This is a genomic window from Jiella marina, from assembly GCF_024359545.1.
Classification (GTDB): domain Bacteria; phylum Pseudomonadota; class Alphaproteobacteria; order Rhizobiales; family Rhizobiaceae; genus Jiella.
The window spans coordinates 266,197-283,639 of sequence record NZ_JAKQZG010000002.1 but is presented as its reverse complement, the minus strand read 5'-3'; the positions used below and the strand labels follow the sequence as shown (position 1 = coordinate 283,639).

Below are 17,443 nucleotides of genomic sequence, written 5' to 3'. Positions count from 1 at the left end.
GAGGAGAAAACGATATGAAACTTCACAGACGCAGCTTTCTCGCCGGCAGTGCCGCGCTTTCGGCCGGTACCGCCTTCGGCTTCGGCGCGATGCCGGCCTACGCCCAGCAGACGCTCACCGGCGTCACCTATCTTCCGCCGTCCTACGCCGATCTCGCCTATGGCTCGCAGGGCTTCGTCGACTTCGTCAACGAGAACTCGCCCGACGCCGTCGCGATCGATTTCTACGATTCCGGCCGGCTGCTTTCGGCCGACGAGCAGCTTCCGGCGCTTCGCTCGGGAACGATCGACTTCATGTTCCACACGACGAGCTACATCACCCGCTCGCTGCCGATCCTCGGCATCACCGGCCTGCCGGGCGTCGTCGGACCGCTCTACGAGAACCCGGAGCGCCTGAAGCGCGGCTCGCCGCTGTTCAACCTGATCCAGGACGAGCTGAAGAAGCAGGGCTTGACCGTCCTGTCGCTCGGCGGCGGCATCATGGAGCCGGAATATATCTGGTCGGCCGGCGATCCGGGTATTCGCGATCTCCAGGCGATCGACGGCAAGAAGATCCGCGTCGTCTCCTTCGAGGCCACCAAGGCGATCGAGGATTTCGGCGGGGCCGCGGTGCGCATTCCCTCGTCCGAACTCTACCTCGCGCTTCAGCGCGGCACGGTCGATGCGGCGGTCGCCAATATCTCGACCATCAACGGCCGCTCCATCCAGGAGCAGGTCAAGCAGGTGCTCCGCGTCCCGGTGACGGCCTATGCGATCGGCATCTTCGTCCAGACGGATCGCTGGGAGGCGATGCCCGAGGACGTCAGGAACGCCATCATGGCCGGCGTCGACTGGTTCGACGAGAACAGCGCCCGCACCGCGAACCAGGACTATTACGAGGAGCAGTACTGGCCGGCCTTCAAGGAGGGTGGTCTCGAAGTGATCGAGCCTGACCAGGCCATGCTCGACCGCTTCGCCGAGGTCAGCTCCAACGTTCGCGACGCCTGGGCGTCGGAGGTTGGCGAGGAGGTCGGCCGCAAGGCGATCGCGCTGGCCATGGGCGAAGACGCCTGAGGAACGCTGAAACCCACGCGCCGGTGCCACCCTGCCCGGCGCGTGGACCGACCTTGAGGAGGACGCCATGAAGGCGGGAGTGATCCGGACGATCGACGGCCTGGCCCGCATTCTGGAAATCGGCGGTGTCGTGGCGCTCGCCTTCATGGCGGTCACCGTCACCTATGACGCCCTGATGCGCTATGCCTTCGCGGCGCCGACGTCCTGGAGCCTGGAGATCAACTCCTTCCTGGTCGTCTATCTGGCGCTGATGTGTGCGGCCGATGTCGAACGGCGCGGCGAGCATATCGGCATCACGCTCCTGCCGGATGCGCTCCGCCCCACGGCACGGCGGATCGTTCTCGGCCTGATCAGCCTTATCGGCCTCGTCTTCTGCGGGATCCTGGCCTGGCGCGGCTGGCTGATGACCCATGACGCCTGGGTCTATGGCGAGCGAGTCTCCTCGGCCTTCGGCACGCCCAACTGGATCCCCTACGCGATGCTCCCGATCGGGTTCGGGGCGCTCGGCCTGCAGTTCCTTCTTAACCTCGTGCGACCGAAGCAGCCGAAGTCGGACGGCGCGAACTATGTCTGAGAACCTCGCGACCAAGCTCCTGCGCGCCCATCTCGCCGGCGGCGAGCTGAAGCCCGGCGCGGAGATCGCGCTCACCATGCAGCAGGTGTTGCTGCAGGACGTGCTCGGCACGTTGGTCATGCTCGAACTGGAAGCCATGGGCGTCGAGCGCGTCACCACCCGGCCGAGCGTGCAATATATCGACCATGGTCTCGTCCAGTCCGACGAAATCAATGCCGACGCGCATCTTTTCCTGAAGAGCGCCTGCGAACGCTTCGGCGTCGTCTATTCGGGCCCCGGCAACGGCATCAGCCATCCCGTTCACATGGAACGTTTCGGCGTGCCAGGCGCCTCGCTCATCGGCTCCGACAGCCACACGGTGGCGGCCGGTTCGCTCGGCATGCTGGCGATCGGTGCGGGCGGGGTCGAGGTGGCGTTGGCCATGGCGGGCGAGCCCTTCTACATCGCCTGTCCCGAGATCTTCGGCGTCGAACTCGTCGGCGAACTGCCCGACTGGGTCTCGGCCAAGGACGTGATCCTGGAAATGCTGCGCCGGCACGGAACGTCGGGTGGCACCAACACCATCATCGAATATTATGGCCCGGGTCTCGACTGTCTCTCGGCCATGGATCGGCACGTCATCGCCAACATGGGCGCGGAGATGGGCGCCACGACCTCCGTGTTCCCGAGCGATGACGCAGTGAAGCGCTTCCTCGAAGCGCGCGGGCGCGGCGCCGACTTCAAGCCGCTTTCCCGCGACGAGGGCGCCTCCTACGACCGGCACGACCGGATCGATCTCTCTCAGTTGGAACCGTTGATCGCCAAGCCGCAGAGTCCCGGTAATGTCGTGCCCGTGCGCGAGATCGCTGGCGAGCCGATCTATCAGGCCTATGTCGGCTCTTCGGCCAATCCAGGCTATCGCGACTTCGCGGTCGTGGCCGACATCGTCGCCGGCCGGCGGGCGGCGGAAGGCGTCTCCCTCGACATCAATCCCTCCTCGCGGCAGGTGCTGCAGACGCTCGTCTCGGAAGGCAAGCTCGGCGCGCTGGTGGCGGCCGGCGCGCGGCTGCACCAGGCGGGCTGCAACGGCTGCATCGGCATGGGCCAGGCGCCCGCGACGGGCCGCAATTCGCTCAGAACCGTGCCGCGCAACTTCCCCGGCCGCTCCGGCACGCGCGAGGATTCGGTCTTTCTGGCAAGCCCCGAAACGGTGGCGGCCTCCGCGCTCTTTGGCGTCATCACCGATCCGCGCACCCTCGACATGGCCTATCCCCGCAACGCCGAGCCGGTCCGGATGCCGATGAACGAAGCCGGTTTCGTCTTCCCGAAATCCGGTCATCGGCCGGAACTCTATCGCACCCGATACACACCTTCGCTTCCCGATTTCGACCGGTATCCCGATCGGATCGATGTGCCGGTGCTGCTCTCGCTGGGCGACGACGTCTCGACCGACGACATCATCCCCGCCGGCCGCGTCCTGCCGCTCTGGTCGGATGTCTTCGCCACGGCGGATCACGCTTTCGAACAGGTCGACGATACCTATTCCGATCGGGCGAAACAGGCCGAAGCGGGCCACGCCATCGTCGGCGGCAAGAATTACGGACAGGGCTCCAGCCGCGAGAACGCCGCGCTCGTGCCCCGGATCATGGGTCTGCGCGTGGTGATCGCCGAGAGCTTCGCCCGCATCCACTGGCAGAACCTGTCGAGCTTCGGTGTCTTGCCGCTGGTGTTCGACGGGGAACCGGTCGGGCTTTCCGTGGGCGAACGCATCGTGATCGAGGATATCCGGGGTCAGCTCGAAAACGGCCGGCGGGTCGCGGCGAAGGCGATCGGCGAGGACGGAAACGAGCGGTCGCTGACGCTTCGTCACGATCTGACGCCGCGCCAGATCGAGATCATGGAACAGGGTGGCGTCGTCAGCTGGATCGCGAAGCGCCGCCATAATCAAATCGCGCCGGGGCAGAACGCCAAGGGGGCCGCATGAACGACAGGGCATCCGTCACGCTTCTCGAAGTCGCCCCGCGCGACGGCTTCCAGTCGATCGCCGAGCCGCTTCCGACCGAAGAGAAGATCGCCATCGTCGAGATGCTGCTCGATGCCGGCGTGACCCGCATGGAGCTCGGCTCCTTCGTCAGCCCCAAGGCGATTCCGCAAATGGGCGACATGGCGAAGATCGCTGCGCATTTCAAAGGCCGGGAAGGCTGCAAGCTCTCGGTTCTGGTGCCCAACGCCAAGGGCGCGAGTCTGGCGCTCGAAGCGGGCTATCCCGATCTCGTCTTCGTGGTTTCGGTCTCCGAGGCCCACAATCTCAACAATGTCCGCCAGACGGTCGCCCAGTCGCTCGACCAGCTTCGCGCGATCGTCTCCGAAGCCGGCACCGGCGGGGAGGGAATCCGCGTCGATCTCGCGACCTCCTTCGACTGTCCCTTTGAAGGGACCGTCCCGCTCGATGACGTACGGCGGGTCTTCGCCGAGGCACTGGAGATCGCGCCGAAGGCGGAATTCGCGCTCTGCGACACGACCGGGCGCGCCGACCCGCTGACCGTCGCCCGACGCTTCGAGACGGTCATGGCCGATGGCCCGGCCGGCGCGGTCTGGGCCTTTCACGGTCACGATACCTTCGGCATGGGCGTCGCCAACGCGCTCTTTGCCCATTCGGTCGGCGTCTCGATCATCGAAGGCGCCGCAGCGGGCCTCGGCGGCTGCCCCTTTGCGCCGGGCGCGACCGGCAATACGGCGACCGAGGATCTGCACTTCGCCTTCGAGGAAGGCGGCGTTGCGACCGGCATCGACCGGACGAAGCTTCTGGCCGCCGCCGACCGCATCGCGGCGCTGCCGGGCGGCAAGACCGCCAGCCATCTGCGCATCGTGCCCCGCCAGCGCGCGGTGGCATGACGCTGATCTGAAGGGGATCCTGCGCGGGCTCGGCGGCTCTTTCGTTGAGGAGTTCGTCGGCTCGCCATCCGACGTCGTGAACTTCCCGCACGAAGATCGGCCCGCGGGAACGGGCCGATCTGTCAGCTTTTTTCTGCGGTAGGGCTGACCGAGGTCGAACTCGGCACCCGAGGGCGCGGCTTACGCCTGAACGAGATCTTCCAGCCGGATCGGAATCCGGCGGAGCCTTGTGCCAGTCGCATGATGGACGGCATTGGCGATCGAAGCGGCGACGCCGACGATGCCGATCTCGCCGATGCCCTTCACCCCTGCCGGATTCACCTTGTCGTCCACCTCGGGCACGATGATCGCGTCCATGTTCGGAACGTCGGCATTCACCGGCACGAGATATTCCGAGATGTTGTCGTTCATGTAGGCGCCGGTCCGCGGATCGACTTCCGCCGTTTCGTGCAGCGCGTGGCCGATGCCCCAGACCATGCCGCCGAGATACTGGCTCTTGGCGGTCTTGGCGTTCATGATCCGCCCGGCGGCAAAGGCGCCGGTCATGCGCGGCACGCGGATCTCATGGGTGAACCGGTTGATCCGCACTTCGGAGAAGATCGCGCCGAAGGCGAAGGCCGTATAGTCCTCCTCAGGGCCGCCGACGATCATCACCTGCCCGTTATAGAGCGTCTTCGTTGCGTTCTTCTTGGCGGCGGAGGGGTTCCACTCGGCATATTCCTCGATGCCCGCCTGGCCGAAATTCTCGAAGGCCGCCGCCAGATCGTTGTCTGCGCCGCGTTCGAGGCCGAGCCGCTGGCGGATGCGCTCGCAGGCGATCATGATCGCCGAGACGTTGGAAGCCGTCGAGATCGAGCCGCCGGCGATGGTGCCGGGCGGCAGACGGGAATCGCCGAGTTCGACGCGCACTTTCTCGACCGGGATGCCGAGCTCGTCGGCGACCGCCTGGGTGAGCACCGTATAGGCGCCGGTGCCGACATCATGGCTCGCCACCTGCAGCCGCGCCTCGCCGGACACGTCGAGATGGATCCGTACCGTGCAGGGTGACATCTGGGTCGGATAGGTGGCTGTCGCCACGCCCCAGCCGATCATCCATTCGCCCTCGTTCATCGAACCGATCTCGGGCGTGTAGTTCGACCAGCCGAAGGACTCGCCGCCCTGGCGGAAACACTCCTTCAGCGACCGCGAGGTGTAGGGCACCCCGTCGACCGGATCGATCATGGTGTCGTTCTTGATCCTGAGTTCCACCGGGTCCATCGAGAGTTCACGGGCGATCTCGTCCACCGCCGATTCCAGCCCGAAGAAATAGGGCGTCTCCGCCGGCGCGCGCATGAAGCCCGGCGTCTGGCGGTCGGCATGGACGGTGGTGAGCCCGGTGCGGATCGCATCGGCCTGATACATGCGCACCGTCGCGTCCTGGCCGTTGACGAAGTAGTTGTCGGCCCGCGAGGTCAGTTCGTCGCCAGTGTGTTCGAGCGCCTGGAACGTGCCGTCCTCAGCCGCCGCGAGCCGGACGCTCTGGCGGGTCTCGGCGCGGAACGAGGCGGTCGTGAAGCCCTGTTCGCGGGTCACGTACAGCTTCACCGGACGGCCGAGATCGCGCGAGGCGGCCGCGATCAGCGACACCCAGGTGAAGAGCGAGCCCTTGCCGCCGAAGCCGCCGCCGACGAAGGGGCAGACGACTTCGATATTGGCCTCGTCGATGCCGAGTTCCTCGGCGAGCCCGATCTGGAAGCCCTTCACCCACTGACTCGGGACATAGACCGTCAGCTTGTCGCCGACCCAATGGGCCGTGGTGGCGAAGAGCTCCATGGCGTTGTGGACGTTTGGCGCGGTCTCGTAGTCGCTGTCGATCTTCACCGGCGCAGCCTCGAAGGCGCTGTCGAAATCGCCCTTGGTCACCGCCTTGTCCGGCATCTCCTGGCGTTCCACGCCTGACGCGTCGATGACGGCCGCGGGATCCTCGCTCTCATATTGAAAGACGAGTTCGGCCGCGGCCTCACGTGCGCCGAGGATGGTCTCGGCGACGACGAGGCCGATCGTCTCGCCGTAGAAGCGCACATCCGGTTCCGCGAAAGGCTCCCAGGATTGCTGGGCCTGACCGCCGGCGGCGAAGAACTTCGCCGATCCCTCGTCGAGCTTGTTGGCGTGGCTGTAGATCTCCCGCACGCCCTTCACCTGGCGCGCGGCCTGGTCGTCGATCCCGGTGATCCGCCCCTTGCCGATGGTCGAAATCACGAGATGGGCATAGAGCGGGTTGGGCACGGCGAAATCGGCGGCGTAACGCGCCTGGCCGGTCACCTTCAGCGGTCCATCGACGCGGCTGATGGCGGCGCCGACATTGTTGTTCTCCGCAGCGCGCTCGGCGCTTTCCACCTTGTCCTGGGTTTCGATGTCCATGGTGGGCGTTGCTTCGAAGGTCATCGTGTCGTCGGCCATCAGTTGGCTCCTTCGGATGTGCCGCTGGAGTTGGGAGCGCCGGAAAGATCCATCCGCGCCGCATCGAGGATCGCCTTGGCGACGACCTGCCGCCCGAGCGGGATCTTGAAGGTGTTGTGCTCGTAGCCTTGCGCGCCTTCGAAAGCGATGCGGCCGGCTTCGAGAGCCGTGTCCTCGCTCACCGTCTTGCCTTGCAGGAATTCCTCCGCCTCGCGTGCCCGCCATGGGACGGTCGCGACGCCGCCAAGGCCCAAGCGTGCCTCGCGGATCGTGTCGCCATCGAGATCGAGCGCGACGGCGGCGGAGGCCAGCGCGAAGGCATAGGACTCGCGATCGCGCGCCTTCACATAGACCGAGCGTCGCGCCCAGTCGGGAAGCTGGAATCGGTAGCCGGTGATCAGCTCGTCGTCGCCGAGGATGGTTTCGCGCTCGGGGTGGTCTTCCGGCAGGACATGGAGATCTTCAAAGGCGATCTCGCGCGAGCCTTCGTCCGTCCGGGTTTCGACCGTCGCATCGAACAGGATGAGCGCATTCGCGAAGTCGCCGGCATAGGTGGCGATGCAGTTCTCCGACGTGCCGAGGACGGCCAGAAGCCGGTTGATGCCGCCGATCGCCGCGCAGCCGGAACCGGGATCGCGCTTGTTGCAGGGGCTGACATTGTCGCGAAAGTAAGGGCAGCGCGTGCGCTGAAGCACATTGCCGCCGAGCGTCGCGACATTGCGAAGCTGCGGGCTCGCCGCTTTCCACAAGGCGTCGGACAGCGCCGGCGCCCGCTCGACGAAGATCGGATGCTCGGAGGCTTGCGCCATGGTGACGCGGGCGCCGATCCGCACCTCGCCATCACTCTCCTCGATGGTGTCGAGGCCGAGATTCTTGACGTCCGTGAGGCTCGGCGGCGTCAGCACATGAAGCTTCATCAGGTCGATGAGCGTGGTGCCGCCGGCGAGGAAGGCTCCGCCCTGTCCGGCGATGCCCATCGGTTCGACCGCCTCCACGGCAGCATTGACCGAGCCGGGGGCCTGATAGCGAAACGGCTTCATCACGCACCCCCCCCGTCGCTGGAACGCGTGGCGTCGCGCGCTTCGAGGATCGCCTCGGTGATGCCCTTGTAGGCACCGCAGCGGCAGAGATTGCCGGACATGTATTCGCGGATCTCCGCCTCGCTGTCGGCGTGGCCTTCCTTCACGCAGCCGATCGCCGAGACGATCTGGCCCGGCGTACAGTAGCCGCACTGGAAGCCGTCATGTTCGAGGAAGGCCGCCTGCATCGGATGCAACTCGCCCTTGCCCTCTGTCACCCCTTCGATCGTGGTGATGCGCGCGCCATCGGCCATGGCCGCCAGCGTCAGGCAGGAATTGATCCGCGTGCCATTCATCAGCACCGTGCAGGCGCCGCACTGGCCGTGATTGCAGCCCACCTTGGTGCCGGTGAGGTCGAGCTCCTCGCGCAGAAGGTCGAGGACGGTCGTCCGCGCGTCGAGGCTCCGCTCGACAGGGCCACCATTGATGACGAGGCTGACATCGACGGTCTCGCTGCCGCCGGCCTCCATTTCCTGGGCCATCGCCTCCTTGGCGGTGCTGGCGATGCCTGCAAGGGCGGTCGCCCCTGCCGTCGCCGTGCCACCCAGAAAGCCGCGCCGCGTGACCTCCGGGCTCGTTACCCCGGCCTTCGGCTTGCCGGCGCTATTCTGCTCGTCGTCTCGGTGATGGCCCATTCGATCCATCCTCCATTCCCGTTGTGATGGCGACAAGCAGCAGCCGCCGGCCCGCATGGGCTCGTCGTCGGCCACCCTGTCGGATCGCTCGTTTCGAGATTGGGAAGAGACCTAGGAGGAGAGGCAGGTCCGCAAATGTGGAATGCTTCTAAAACTTGCTAGGCTGGTAGAGAAATGCGCGCTTTTGCCTCATGCCCTCGTCAGGACATGACGGGGCGCGAAACGACTGTCCGGTGAACACCGCAGTGTCGAACTCTCAGCGCGCTCGCACACCGGCCTGATGCGGGAAACGGTTATTTTCCGTGGCAGGCGATCTCGTCATCGATCAGGTCCCGTAAGGTGGAGCCGAATTTGGCCCATTTCCGGAACCGGATTCAGGTGGCCGGCGCTGCGCGCTTTGGCGAAACTGCGTCTCGTCAGTGCGTGACGCAGGTGTAGCGGCGGCGGTGCCAGATCAGGGGGGCGCGGTCCTGGGGCGTGGCGAGGCCCACGACACCGCCGGCGAAAAGCATGTGGCTGCCTGTCTCGATGACCCCGAGGAGTTCGCAATCCATGGCGACGAGCGCCTCCTCGAGCCGGGGATGGCCGGAATTCCAGGTCGTCCAGCGTCCCGTGTCGAAGCGCCGCTCCGGGTCGCCGGCCCCGGCGAAAGTATTGGCCACATCCTCCTGGCCTTCGGCGAGCATGGCGAAGGAAAAGCCCCCGGTCGTGACGACATGGGCGGCGAAGCTGCTGCCGCGGTCGATCGAGACCAGGATCGTGGGCGGGTCGATCGACAGCGAAAAGAAGGACGTCACCGTTCGCCCCAGGCGGTCATTGTCGAGCCGGACGGTGGCAAGGCCGACGGTTGCGCCGATCGAAGCCATGGCATCGCGATAGGGGCGCGGATCGACCGCCGGCCGCGCGGGCGATCTCAGATTGAGTCCGTCCGGCATCTCGGGTTCGTTCTGGAGAATTTTCACCCGCGAGCCTCCTTCGCACGATCGGAAAAGGCCGCACGAGCAGCCGCTCCTCTCAGGGATCAGAAAAAGCGATGCACCATCCCGCCGCGTGTCCGTGCGCGGATGGTGCATCGAGGTCAGGACCGTCTCAGCCGAGATTGGCCTCGGCGAATTCGTAGTTGGCGAGATTGTCGAGGAAGTTCACCACATAGTCGGGCCGGCGGTTACGGAAGTCGACGTAATAGCTGTGCTCCCAGACATCGAGGCCGAGGATCGGGGTGCCCTCGCCGGTGGCGATCGGGTTCGAACCGTTCGGCGTCTTGGTGGCCTTCAGCTTGCCGTCGGGGCCGAGGACGAGCCAGGCCCAGCCCGAACCGAACTGGCCGAGGGCCGCGGCCTTGAAGGCCTCCTTGAACGCATCGACCGAGCCGAAATCTTCCGTGATCTTGGCTTCGAGCCGGCCCGGCAGGCGGCCGCCTTCGGGGGACAGCGCGTTCCAGAAATGGATGTGGTTCCAGTGCTGGCCGGCATTGTTGAAGACCGGGGCGCGGTCTGCATCGTCCTTGACGAGCGTGATGATCTCTTCGAGCGACTTGTCCTTCAGATCGTCGTACTTCTCGACGAAACCGTTCAGGGCCGTCACATAGGCCTGATGGTGCTTGTCGTGGTGGAGTTCCAGGGTCTCCTGGCTCATGCCGCGGGTGGCGAGGGCTGCATGGGCATAGGGCAGATTGGGCAGCACGAAAGCCATGATGTATCTCCTTGTTTTCCTGTGCCGCGGTTGCGCCGAAAGGCGCGGGCGGCTATTTTCCAAGTGAGATCTTTGAAAAATATCGCAAGGATTATGTCAAGCAATCTCTTGGAAAAAACGGCGTGGTCGCCGCGCAAGCCGTCGGAGCGGGTGCTGATGACGCTGAAGATGCATGGCGCCATGACCGCCGCGGCGTTGGGCGACAAGCTCGGCACGACCGCGGAAGCGGCGCGTCAGCAACTTGTGCGGCTGGGCGAGGATGGGCTGGTCGCGGCCGAGAGCCGGCCGGCGGGCCGGGGTCGGCCGACCCAGAGATGGGCCTTGACCGAGGCCGCCCAGGCGCGCTTTCCCGACACCCATGCGGCGTTGACCGTCGAGCTTCTCGACAGCATTCGCACGGCGCTGGGCGAGGACGCGCTGAATCGCGTCATCGCCCGCAGGGAGACCGAGACCCGCCGAACCTACGAGGCCGCGATGCGCGACTGCTCGCAGCTGAACGAACGCGTCGCGGCGCTGGCCGCCATGCGCACCGCCGAGGGCTACATGGCCGAATGGCAGGAGCGGGAGGATGGCTCCCTGCTTCTGACCGAAAACCACTGTCCGATCTGCGCCGCCGCCAGCGCCTGCCAGGGCTTCTGCCGGGCCGAGCTGCAGGTCTTCAAGTCCGTGCTGGGGCCCTCCGTCGCGATTGACCGCGCCGAACACATCGTCTCGGGCGGTCGACGCTGCACCTACATCATCAAAGAGGCATGAGCATGCCGACGACACGCATCGATGCCGCGCGGGCGGAGACGGCCGTTCCGACCCGATCGCTTCCCGGTCTGGACGAGGCCCTGATCCGACAGGTGGTGACGCGCTTCTACGCGGCCGCGCGCGAGGACGACCTCCTCGGGCCCATCTTCCGGCGCGTGGTGCCGGACGCTCAGTGGCAGGACCATCTGGACACGATCACCGACTTCTGGAGTGCGTCCTTTCTGGGCACGCGGCGCTATGACGGCCGGCCGATGCCCAGGCATCTGGCGATTCCCGAACTGGGCGACGCCCATTTCAGGCGCTGGCTCGCGCTCTTCCGGCTGACGGTTCAGGACACCTGCCCGCCGGATGTGGCGGCGGCCTTTATCGAGCGCTCGGAACGGATCGGCAATTCCTTCCGTATCAACATCAAGATGCGGCGGGGCGAGGATATCCTGCATCTGAGGCCGCTCGAACGCGAGCATCTCGACCGGGAGTGCCTCGGGGACGGGGGGAGCGAGCGAGGATCGCGATGGACAGTCGGCCCATGACCAGGCCTGATGCGGCGGACTGCCGGGCCATTTCGGATTTCGATCTGAGCCGGCGCAACAGTCTGGGGCTGGCGGCAAGGGCGCGCTATGGCGCCTTCGTGCACGAGGCGCAGGAAATCGACGCGCTGGCGCGTTTCGCGGGGGAAGTGGGGCTTCCCTTCGTGGTCCTGGGGGGCGGCAGCAATGTCGTTCTCCATCCCGAGATCGACGCGGTCGTGGCCGTGCTCGCGACTCGGGGCCGGGCGGTGACCGGCGAGGCGGACGGTGATCTCCTCGTCACCGCCCAGGCGGGCGAAGACTGGCCGGACTTCGTGCAATGGACGGTCGCCCAGGGTTTTGGCGGAATCGAGAATCTCGCCGGAATCCCCGGAACGGTCGGGGCGGCGCCGGTCCAGAATATCGGCGCCTATGGAATCGAGCTCGCCGACCGTTTCCATTCGCTGACCGCCTACGACAGGGCCGAGCGGCACTGGCGGGTCTTCCGGCGCGAGGATTGCCGCTTCCGCTACCGCCAGAGCGTCTTCAAGGACGATCCGGGCCGTTTCGTCATCACCGAGGTGACGCTGGCCCTGCCGGGTGAATGGCGACCGATCCTCGGCTATGCCGGCCTCGACAGCCTGGACGAGACCGTCGATCCGAAGACCATCATGGAGCGGGTGCTCGCGTTGCGCGGTTCGAAGCTCCCGGACTGGCGCGTTCTCGGCAATGCCGGTTCCTTCTTCCACAATCCGGTCGTTTCCGGAGCCGTTGCCGACACGATCCCGGGGGCGCCGAGATATCCCCAGCCCGACGGCACGGTGAAGCTGTCGGCCGGTTGGCTCATCGAGAGCTGCGGCCTCAAGGGTCATCGTGTCGGCGATGCCGGCGTGTACGAAAAGCACGCGCTGATCATCGTGAACCACGGCCGCGCCACCGCCCACGATATTTCGGCCCTCGCAGAGACGATCAAGTCCGCGGTCTTCGAGCGCTTTGGCGTCACGCTGCAGCAGGAGCCGCTGGAGATCCGCTGAGCGGGGCACCAGCCCCGCTTTCTGCTTTCCCTGACAAGACCGAAGCGGGGGCTGTCAGCCCTCATATTGCTCGTCGGTTACTTTCTCCAGCCAGGTGACGGGGCTGCCGTCGATCGCTTCCTGGATGGCGATATGGGTCATGGCGACCTCGGGCGCGGCCCCGTGCCAGTGCTTTTCGCCTGCGGGAAACCAGACGATGTCGCCGGGACGGATCTCCTCGATCGGGCCGCCCTCGCGCTGCACGCGGCCGAAGCCCGCCGTCACGATCAGCGTCTGGCCGGCCGGATGGGTGTGCCAGGCTGTGCGCGCACCCGGCTCGAACGTCACCGAGGCGCCCGATACGCGCCCCGGCTCCTCCGCGGAAAAGAGCGGATCGAGGCGAACCGTGCCGGTGAAATAGTCTGCCGGGCCCTTGCCGGAGGGTGTGTCTCCAGGACGGGTGATCTTCATATCGTGTCTCCTTTGTGCGCGGATGTGCCGGGCGCGGCCTTTCAACGGAGGCCGGGTATCCCGGGAGCTGAAGCCCGGGGCGTGCCGATCGTTCCGCATCGCCTGAGCCTGTTCGAGGGCGCGTTGTTCCCTCGCTTTACACCAAGCACCACACGAGGTGGGCTGACATGCCGATGAGATTAGGATGATTTCGCAGCGAAGACTTATGAGTCGCGTTCATGGAACGCTGTTTCCCCTGCCGCGCTTCCTTTTCGGAAGGTCGGCCCGTGATCGATGAGCCTGTCTCATGAGACCTATCATCTCGATGCGCTCAATGATCGATCGTGCAGGGCCTAGCTGACAATCATCGGCGAAACCGACGCCGGATCATCGCGCCGCCACCCGTGCGGCGCTCAAGACGATAAAGGATCGACCATGCGCAAGATCGCAGCCATTGCCTGCAGCTTCACACTGGCCGCCTCGCCGGTCTTCGCCCAAGAAAGCCTGCCCCTCGACCGGGCCCCGATCGGGGACGTCTCGCCGGCGCTCGAATCCTACACCGCCGACGATCTCTTCGGTCAGGTCTGGAGCGACGAGGCTCTTTCGAAACGCGATCGCAGCCTTGCGACGATTGCCGCGCTGATCGCCCGCAGCCAGAGCGAAGGGCTGCGCGACTACATCGCTTACGCTCTCGACAATGGGGTGACGCCGACGGAGGTCTCCGAAACGATCACCCATCTCGCCTTCTATGCCGGCTGGCAGAACGCGATGATCGGCGTCGATGCGGCGGGAAGCGTTTTCTCCGAGCGTGGCATCTCCGCCGATCAGCTGCCGGCGGCCGAGCCCGACGACATGCTGCCGCTCGACCAGGAGGCCGAAGACGCACGCCAATCGTCGGTTCAGGAGCGCTACGGTGACGTCAGCCAGGGCGTCGTCGACAACACCGAGGAGCTTCTGTTCCTCGATCTCTGGCTGCGCCCCGGTCTCGAACCGCGCGACCGCAGCCTCGTCACCGTCGCGGCGCTGATCGCCGCCGGCCACGTCCAGCAGATCACCTTCCACCTGAACCGGGCGATGGACAATGGGTTGTCGAAGGACGAGGCCTCGGCGCTGCTGTCCCATCTCGCCTTCTATGCCGGCTGGCCAAACGTCTTCTCCGCCATGCCGGTCGCCAAGGAAGTGTTCGACGGCCGGGAGAGCTGATGTCCGGGCGACGCCCGAGGCTTCGCAAGTGATGCGTGGGCGGCTCCCGCGGGAGCGGGTGCCGCCTCTGTACGAGACGCGGCGATCTTTGCCGTCCCTGAGAGACAGCGAAGGGATTGCGGCAGTGTCAGAGCGCCCAAGGATGCCGCAGGGCGTTCACAATGACGTTGAAGGCCGGGAGCTCAATTCCGGGCCGCTTCGCATCGCCCGCTTCCTCAAACCCTTTGCCGTGGTGACGGCCGGGTTTGCCTGCGCCCAGCCCGGCGGCTCAAAGCTCGTTGGTCGCTTCGATCGGCTGCCGCTACACACGGCCCATGAGCCCCTCTCATAGGTGCCAGTGAAAACCGGTCGGTAATCGTCGCGCTTCCGACGACCTAGCTGGACGGTATTCCACATTCGCAAGAGAGCCGAAGGATGACGCGACCCAGAATCACCTGCCACATGGTCACCTCGCTCGACGGGCGCCTGCACCCGGAGCGCTGGAGCGATCCGGCGGAGGGGACGATCGACGATCTGATCGGCCGGCACTACGACACGACCGCCGAGCGTCTCGAAGCCGATGGCTGGATCGTCGGGCGCAAGACGATGGCAGCCTATGTGCCCGAGATCGAAGCCCTCGCACTTCTCGATGAGCCGCAACCGCGTGAGCCCCATGTGACGGAGCGAAAAGGCCGCCAGCTCGCCATCGCGCTCGACCCCTCCGGACGGCTCGGCTTCGAGAGTGGTGAACTGGAGGGAGAGCAGGTAATCGCCATCCTTTCCGAACGTGTCAGTGACGCCACGCTCGACCGGCTTCGTGCGGCAGGCGTGGCCTACGTCTTTGCCGGCGGCGACGGCCGCGACCTCGAGGCGGCGCTTGAGACCATCGCAGAGAGGTTCGCGGCCACGCGTCTGATCCTCGAAGGCGGGGGCGTGACCAATGGCGCATTTCTGGCCGCGGGCCTGATCGACGAGACAAGCACGCTGATCTGCCCGGCGATCGACGGCCTGGCCGGCATCGCCGCCATCTACGACCATCCGGGCGAAACCGGCAGCCATCCCGCCGGGGGTCAGCATCTGCGGCTCTCTGCCTGCGAGGTGCTCGACGGCGGCGTGGTCTGGCTGCGTCACGAAATTGTTCGAAAATAAGCCGGCTCATCAAGTGTTCGACCGGCATCTCGCTCCGTTCCGTTCGACCGGACGGAGACAGGAATTCCGCCCCAACGGCGGAAGCGCGCTCCGATCCAGGGAGCGCATCATCGCGGTCCACGGCCGCCAGAAGCAATCAAGTGACGACTGAAGGAGACCAGAGAATGCTCAGACTTGCAGCCACTACTCTCGCCGCGGCTATCGTCAGCACCGGCGCCCTGGCGCAGAGCCAGGAGATCATCAAGAACGGCAGTCGCGAGGGCATGATCGGCTCGTCCGACTATTTCACCGGCACGGCCTATGTCGAACCCGTATTCGACAACCGTGATCCCTTCGTCGTCAATGCCGGCAAGGTCACCTTCCTGCCCGGCGCCCGGTCGAACTGGCATCACCATCCGGCCGGCCAGATGCTCATCGTCACCGAGGGCACCGGCTGGGTTCAGGAGGAAGGCCAGCCGAAGGAGATCATCCAGTCCGGTGACGTCGTCTGGTGTCCGCCGGACGTCCAGCATTGGCACGGCGCGACCGACACCACGGCGGTCACGCACTACGCTGTCCAGCAATATGAGGAGGGCGAGAACGTCGTCTGGGGCGACCCGGTGACCGACGAGCAATATGCCCGAGCCGCAGAGTGACGACGGCCGACATGTCGGTGGGCGCGCAGGGCGCGCCCACTCTCGCCGTCGTCTCGGCGGCGACGATGCTCGTCCTCGTCATCTTCACCGTGCCTCTGACGACGATCGAACCCACGGCGGCCGCCCTTGCCGCCGGGCCGGGCGCCCAGGCCTGGCTCCTCAGCGCCATGCCTCTCGGCGCCGCGACCGGCCTTCTCAGCGCAGGCGCGCTCGGCGACGATCGCGGACGCCGGACCGTCTTTCTCTTCGGGTTGGCCGTGATGGCGGCGGCATCGGTTGCCGGTGCCTTCGCGCCGACCCCGCTTGTTCTGATCCTCGCCCGCATCGTGCAGGGGCTCGGCGGCGCGGCCGTCATGGCCTGCGGCCTCGGGCTTCTCGGCCGCGTCTATCCCGGCGGACAGGAGCGGACCCGCGCCACCGCCGTCTGGGCGGCTTCTCTCGGGGCCGGGGTCGCCACTGGGCCGATCCTCGCGGCGCTGATGACCAGCGCGGGCGGATGGACGGCTTCCTATTGGGGCGATGCGCTCGCCTCCTTCGCTCTTCTTGCCGTCGGTCACAGGGTTCTGCCGGCGGACGAGACGTCCGGAAACCGCCGGGTCGACTGGTTCGGAGCCGCCCTCCTGATGGCGGGGCTCGCCTTGGTGATGGCGGGGCTGACCGAAATGCGGCTCGGGATCGGCCGGCCCCTCGTTCTCGGTCTCCTCTTCGGGGGGCTCGCGCTTCTCGCAGGCTTCGTCTTCGTCGAGGCGCGGCGCCGCGATCCGCTTCTCGACCTTCGCCTCTTTCGCAGTGGTGGCTTCGTCGGCGCGACCGTCGCCGCCTTTGCCTCGGGTGCGGGCATTCTCGCACTGATGTCGCTGGTGCCGGTGCTCATGTCGCGGGCGATGGGCGTCAGCGCGATCACTGCCGGCATCGTGCTTTGCGCCTGGTCGGCGACGAGCGTCGTCACCGCATTCGCTGGGCGTTGGATCCCGGAGAGCTGGTCGCGCCGAATGGTTCTCGCCGGCGGTCTCGGCGGCTGCGCACTGGCCCAGCTTCTGGTCTACGGCCCGTCCGTGGGGGGATCGATCGTCGCGCTCCTGCCGGGCCTGTTTCTCGCCGGCGTGGCGAACGGCGTGCTCAACGCCGCGCTCGGGCAACAGGCGGTGGCGACCGTTCCCGCCGACCGCACGGCGATGGGAAGCGGCGCCAACAACACGGCGCGCTATCTCGGCTCGGCGATCGGTATCACCATCGGGGCCGTGCTGATCGCCCATGGCGCCGAGGTGGGCGGCGCGGAGGGTCTCGTCGAGGGATGGGACGAAGCCGTCCTGATCACGGCGGGCTTCTCGATCCTCGGCGCGATCGTCGTCGCCCTCGCACGGGAGCAATGAACGCGCCGACCGCGGTTCTTGTGGGTCTGGCAATTCT

Annotated in this window: 18 protein-coding genes; 12 read left to right on the top strand and 6 right to left on the bottom strand. The window is 66.3% G+C overall.

Features of this window, described 5'->3' with window-relative positions; translation table 11 throughout:
• Positions 1 to 14: 14 nt before the first annotated feature.
• The 4 genes from MF134_RS04845 to MF134_RS04830 all read left to right on the top strand — a co-directional run bounded on the left by MF134_RS04845 (position 15) and on the right by MF134_RS04830 (position 4,500).
• Positions 15 to 1,052 (top strand): TRAP transporter substrate-binding protein, encoded by a 1,038-nt coding sequence (locus tag MF134_RS04845; protein WP_255338274.1) that lies wholly within the window; start codon positions 15 to 17, stop codon positions 1,050 to 1,052.
• Positions 1,053 to 1,119: 67 nt separating this feature from the next.
• Positions 1,120 to 1,626, top strand: a complete 507-nt coding sequence (locus MF134_RS04840; protein ID WP_255338273.1) for a TRAP transporter small permease — start codon at positions 1,120 to 1,122, stop codon at positions 1,624 to 1,626.
• Positions 1,619 to 3,589, top strand: a complete 1,971-nt coding sequence (locus MF134_RS04835) for an aconitate hydratase (protein WP_255338272.1) — start codon at positions 1,619 to 1,621, stop codon at positions 3,587 to 3,589. The genes MF134_RS04840 and MF134_RS04835 overlap by 8 nt, the downstream gene beginning before the upstream one ends.
• Positions 3,586 to 4,500, top strand: a complete 915-nt coding sequence (locus MF134_RS04830; RefSeq protein WP_255338271.1) for a hydroxymethylglutaryl-CoA lyase — start codon at positions 3,586 to 3,588, stop codon at positions 4,498 to 4,500. The genes MF134_RS04835 and MF134_RS04830 overlap by 4 nt, the downstream gene beginning before the upstream one ends.
• Before the next feature lie 180 nt (positions 4,501 to 4,680).
• Here MF134_RS04830 and MF134_RS04825 read toward each other — a convergent pair whose 3' ends face one another.
• The 5 genes from MF134_RS04825 to MF134_RS04805 all read right to left on the bottom strand — a co-directional run bounded on the left by MF134_RS04825 (position 4,681) and on the right by MF134_RS04805 (position 10,345).
• Positions 4,681 to 6,939, bottom strand: a complete 2,259-nt coding sequence (locus tag MF134_RS04825) for a xanthine dehydrogenase family protein molybdopterin-binding subunit (RefSeq protein ID WP_255338270.1) — start codon at positions 6,937 to 6,939, stop codon at positions 4,681 to 4,683.
• On the bottom strand, positions 6,939 to 7,979 hold the full coding sequence (locus tag MF134_RS04820) for an FAD binding domain-containing protein (RefSeq protein ID WP_255338269.1): 1,041 nt from the start codon (positions 7,977 to 7,979) through the stop codon (positions 6,939 to 6,941). The genes MF134_RS04825 and MF134_RS04820 overlap by 1 nt, the downstream gene beginning before the upstream one ends.
• Positions 7,979 to 8,653: a (2Fe-2S)-binding protein gene (locus MF134_RS04815; RefSeq protein WP_255338268.1), complete on the bottom strand. Its 675-nt coding sequence runs from the start codon at positions 8,651 to 8,653 to the stop codon at positions 7,979 to 7,981. Before MF134_RS04815 ends, MF134_RS04820 begins: the two co-directional genes overlap by 1 nt.
• A 416-nt stretch (positions 8,654 to 9,069) precedes the next feature.
• Positions 9,070 to 9,615, bottom strand: a complete 546-nt coding sequence (locus MF134_RS04810; protein WP_255338267.1) for a flavin reductase family protein — start codon at positions 9,613 to 9,615, stop codon at positions 9,070 to 9,072.
• 127 nt (positions 9,616 to 9,742) lie between these two features.
• Positions 9,743 to 10,345: a superoxide dismutase gene (locus MF134_RS04805; protein WP_255338266.1), complete on the bottom strand. Its 603-nt coding sequence runs from the start codon at positions 10,343 to 10,345 to the stop codon at positions 9,743 to 9,745.
• A 156-nt stretch (positions 10,346 to 10,501) separates the two neighbouring features.
• Between MF134_RS04805 and MF134_RS04800 the strand changes: the two genes are divergently transcribed.
• The 3 genes from MF134_RS04800 to murB are packed head-to-tail and all read left to right on the top strand — an operon-like array spanning position 10,502 to position 12,638.
• Positions 10,502 to 11,098 carry a helix-turn-helix transcriptional regulator gene (locus MF134_RS04800; protein ID WP_255338265.1) on the top strand — a complete coding sequence of 199 codons (597 nt, stop codon included), beginning with the start codon at positions 10,502 to 10,504 and terminating at the stop codon, positions 11,096 to 11,098.
• A gap of 2 nt (positions 11,099 to 11,100) precedes the next feature.
• A complete protein-coding gene (locus MF134_RS04795) occupies positions 11,101 to 11,628 on the top strand; it encodes a group III truncated hemoglobin (protein ID WP_255338264.1) in 528 nt (175 codons plus the stop codon).
• Positions 11,625 to 12,638, top strand: a complete 1,014-nt coding sequence (gene murB, locus MF134_RS04790; protein WP_255338263.1) for a UDP-N-acetylmuramate dehydrogenase — start codon at positions 11,625 to 11,627, stop codon at positions 12,636 to 12,638. Before MF134_RS04795 ends, murB begins: the two co-directional genes overlap by 4 nt.
• Positions 12,639 to 12,692: 54 nt before the next feature.
• Here murB and MF134_RS04785 read toward each other — a convergent pair whose 3' ends face one another.
• Positions 12,693 to 13,088 carry a (R)-mandelonitrile lyase gene (locus MF134_RS04785; protein ID WP_255338262.1) on the bottom strand — a complete coding sequence of 132 codons (396 nt, stop codon included), beginning with the start codon at positions 13,086 to 13,088 and terminating at the stop codon, positions 12,693 to 12,695.
• A 414-nt stretch (positions 13,089 to 13,502) separates the two neighbouring features.
• On the opposite strand from MF134_RS04785, the gene MF134_RS04780 reads away from it, so the two are divergent.
• The 5 genes from MF134_RS04780 (at position 13,503) to MF134_RS04760 (ending at position 17,406) form a co-directional block, all read left to right on the top strand.
• On the top strand, positions 13,503 to 14,270 hold the full coding sequence (locus MF134_RS04780; RefSeq protein ID WP_255338261.1) for a carboxymuconolactone decarboxylase family protein: 768 nt from the start codon (positions 13,503 to 13,505) through the stop codon (positions 14,268 to 14,270).
• 142 nt (positions 14,271 to 14,412) lie between these two features.
• A complete protein-coding gene (locus tag MF134_RS04775; RefSeq protein ID WP_255338260.1) occupies positions 14,413 to 14,601 on the top strand; it encodes a hypothetical protein in 189 nt (62 codons plus the stop codon).
• Positions 14,602 to 14,684: 83 nt separating this feature from the next.
• Entirely contained in the window at positions 14,685 to 15,398 is a 714-nt protein-coding gene (locus tag MF134_RS04770; protein WP_255338259.1) for a RibD family protein, read from the top strand.
• Between the two features lie 164 nt (positions 15,399 to 15,562).
• Complete coding sequence (locus MF134_RS04765; protein ID WP_255338258.1) at positions 15,563 to 16,033, top strand: (R)-mandelonitrile lyase; 471 nt, start codon at positions 15,563 to 15,565, stop codon at positions 16,031 to 16,033.
• Complete coding sequence (locus tag MF134_RS04760; RefSeq protein ID WP_255338257.1) at positions 16,030 to 17,406, top strand: MFS transporter; 1,377 nt, start codon at positions 16,030 to 16,032, stop codon at positions 17,404 to 17,406. The genes MF134_RS04765 and MF134_RS04760 overlap by 4 nt, the downstream gene beginning before the upstream one ends.
• Positions 17,407 to 17,443 lie beyond the last annotated feature (37 nt).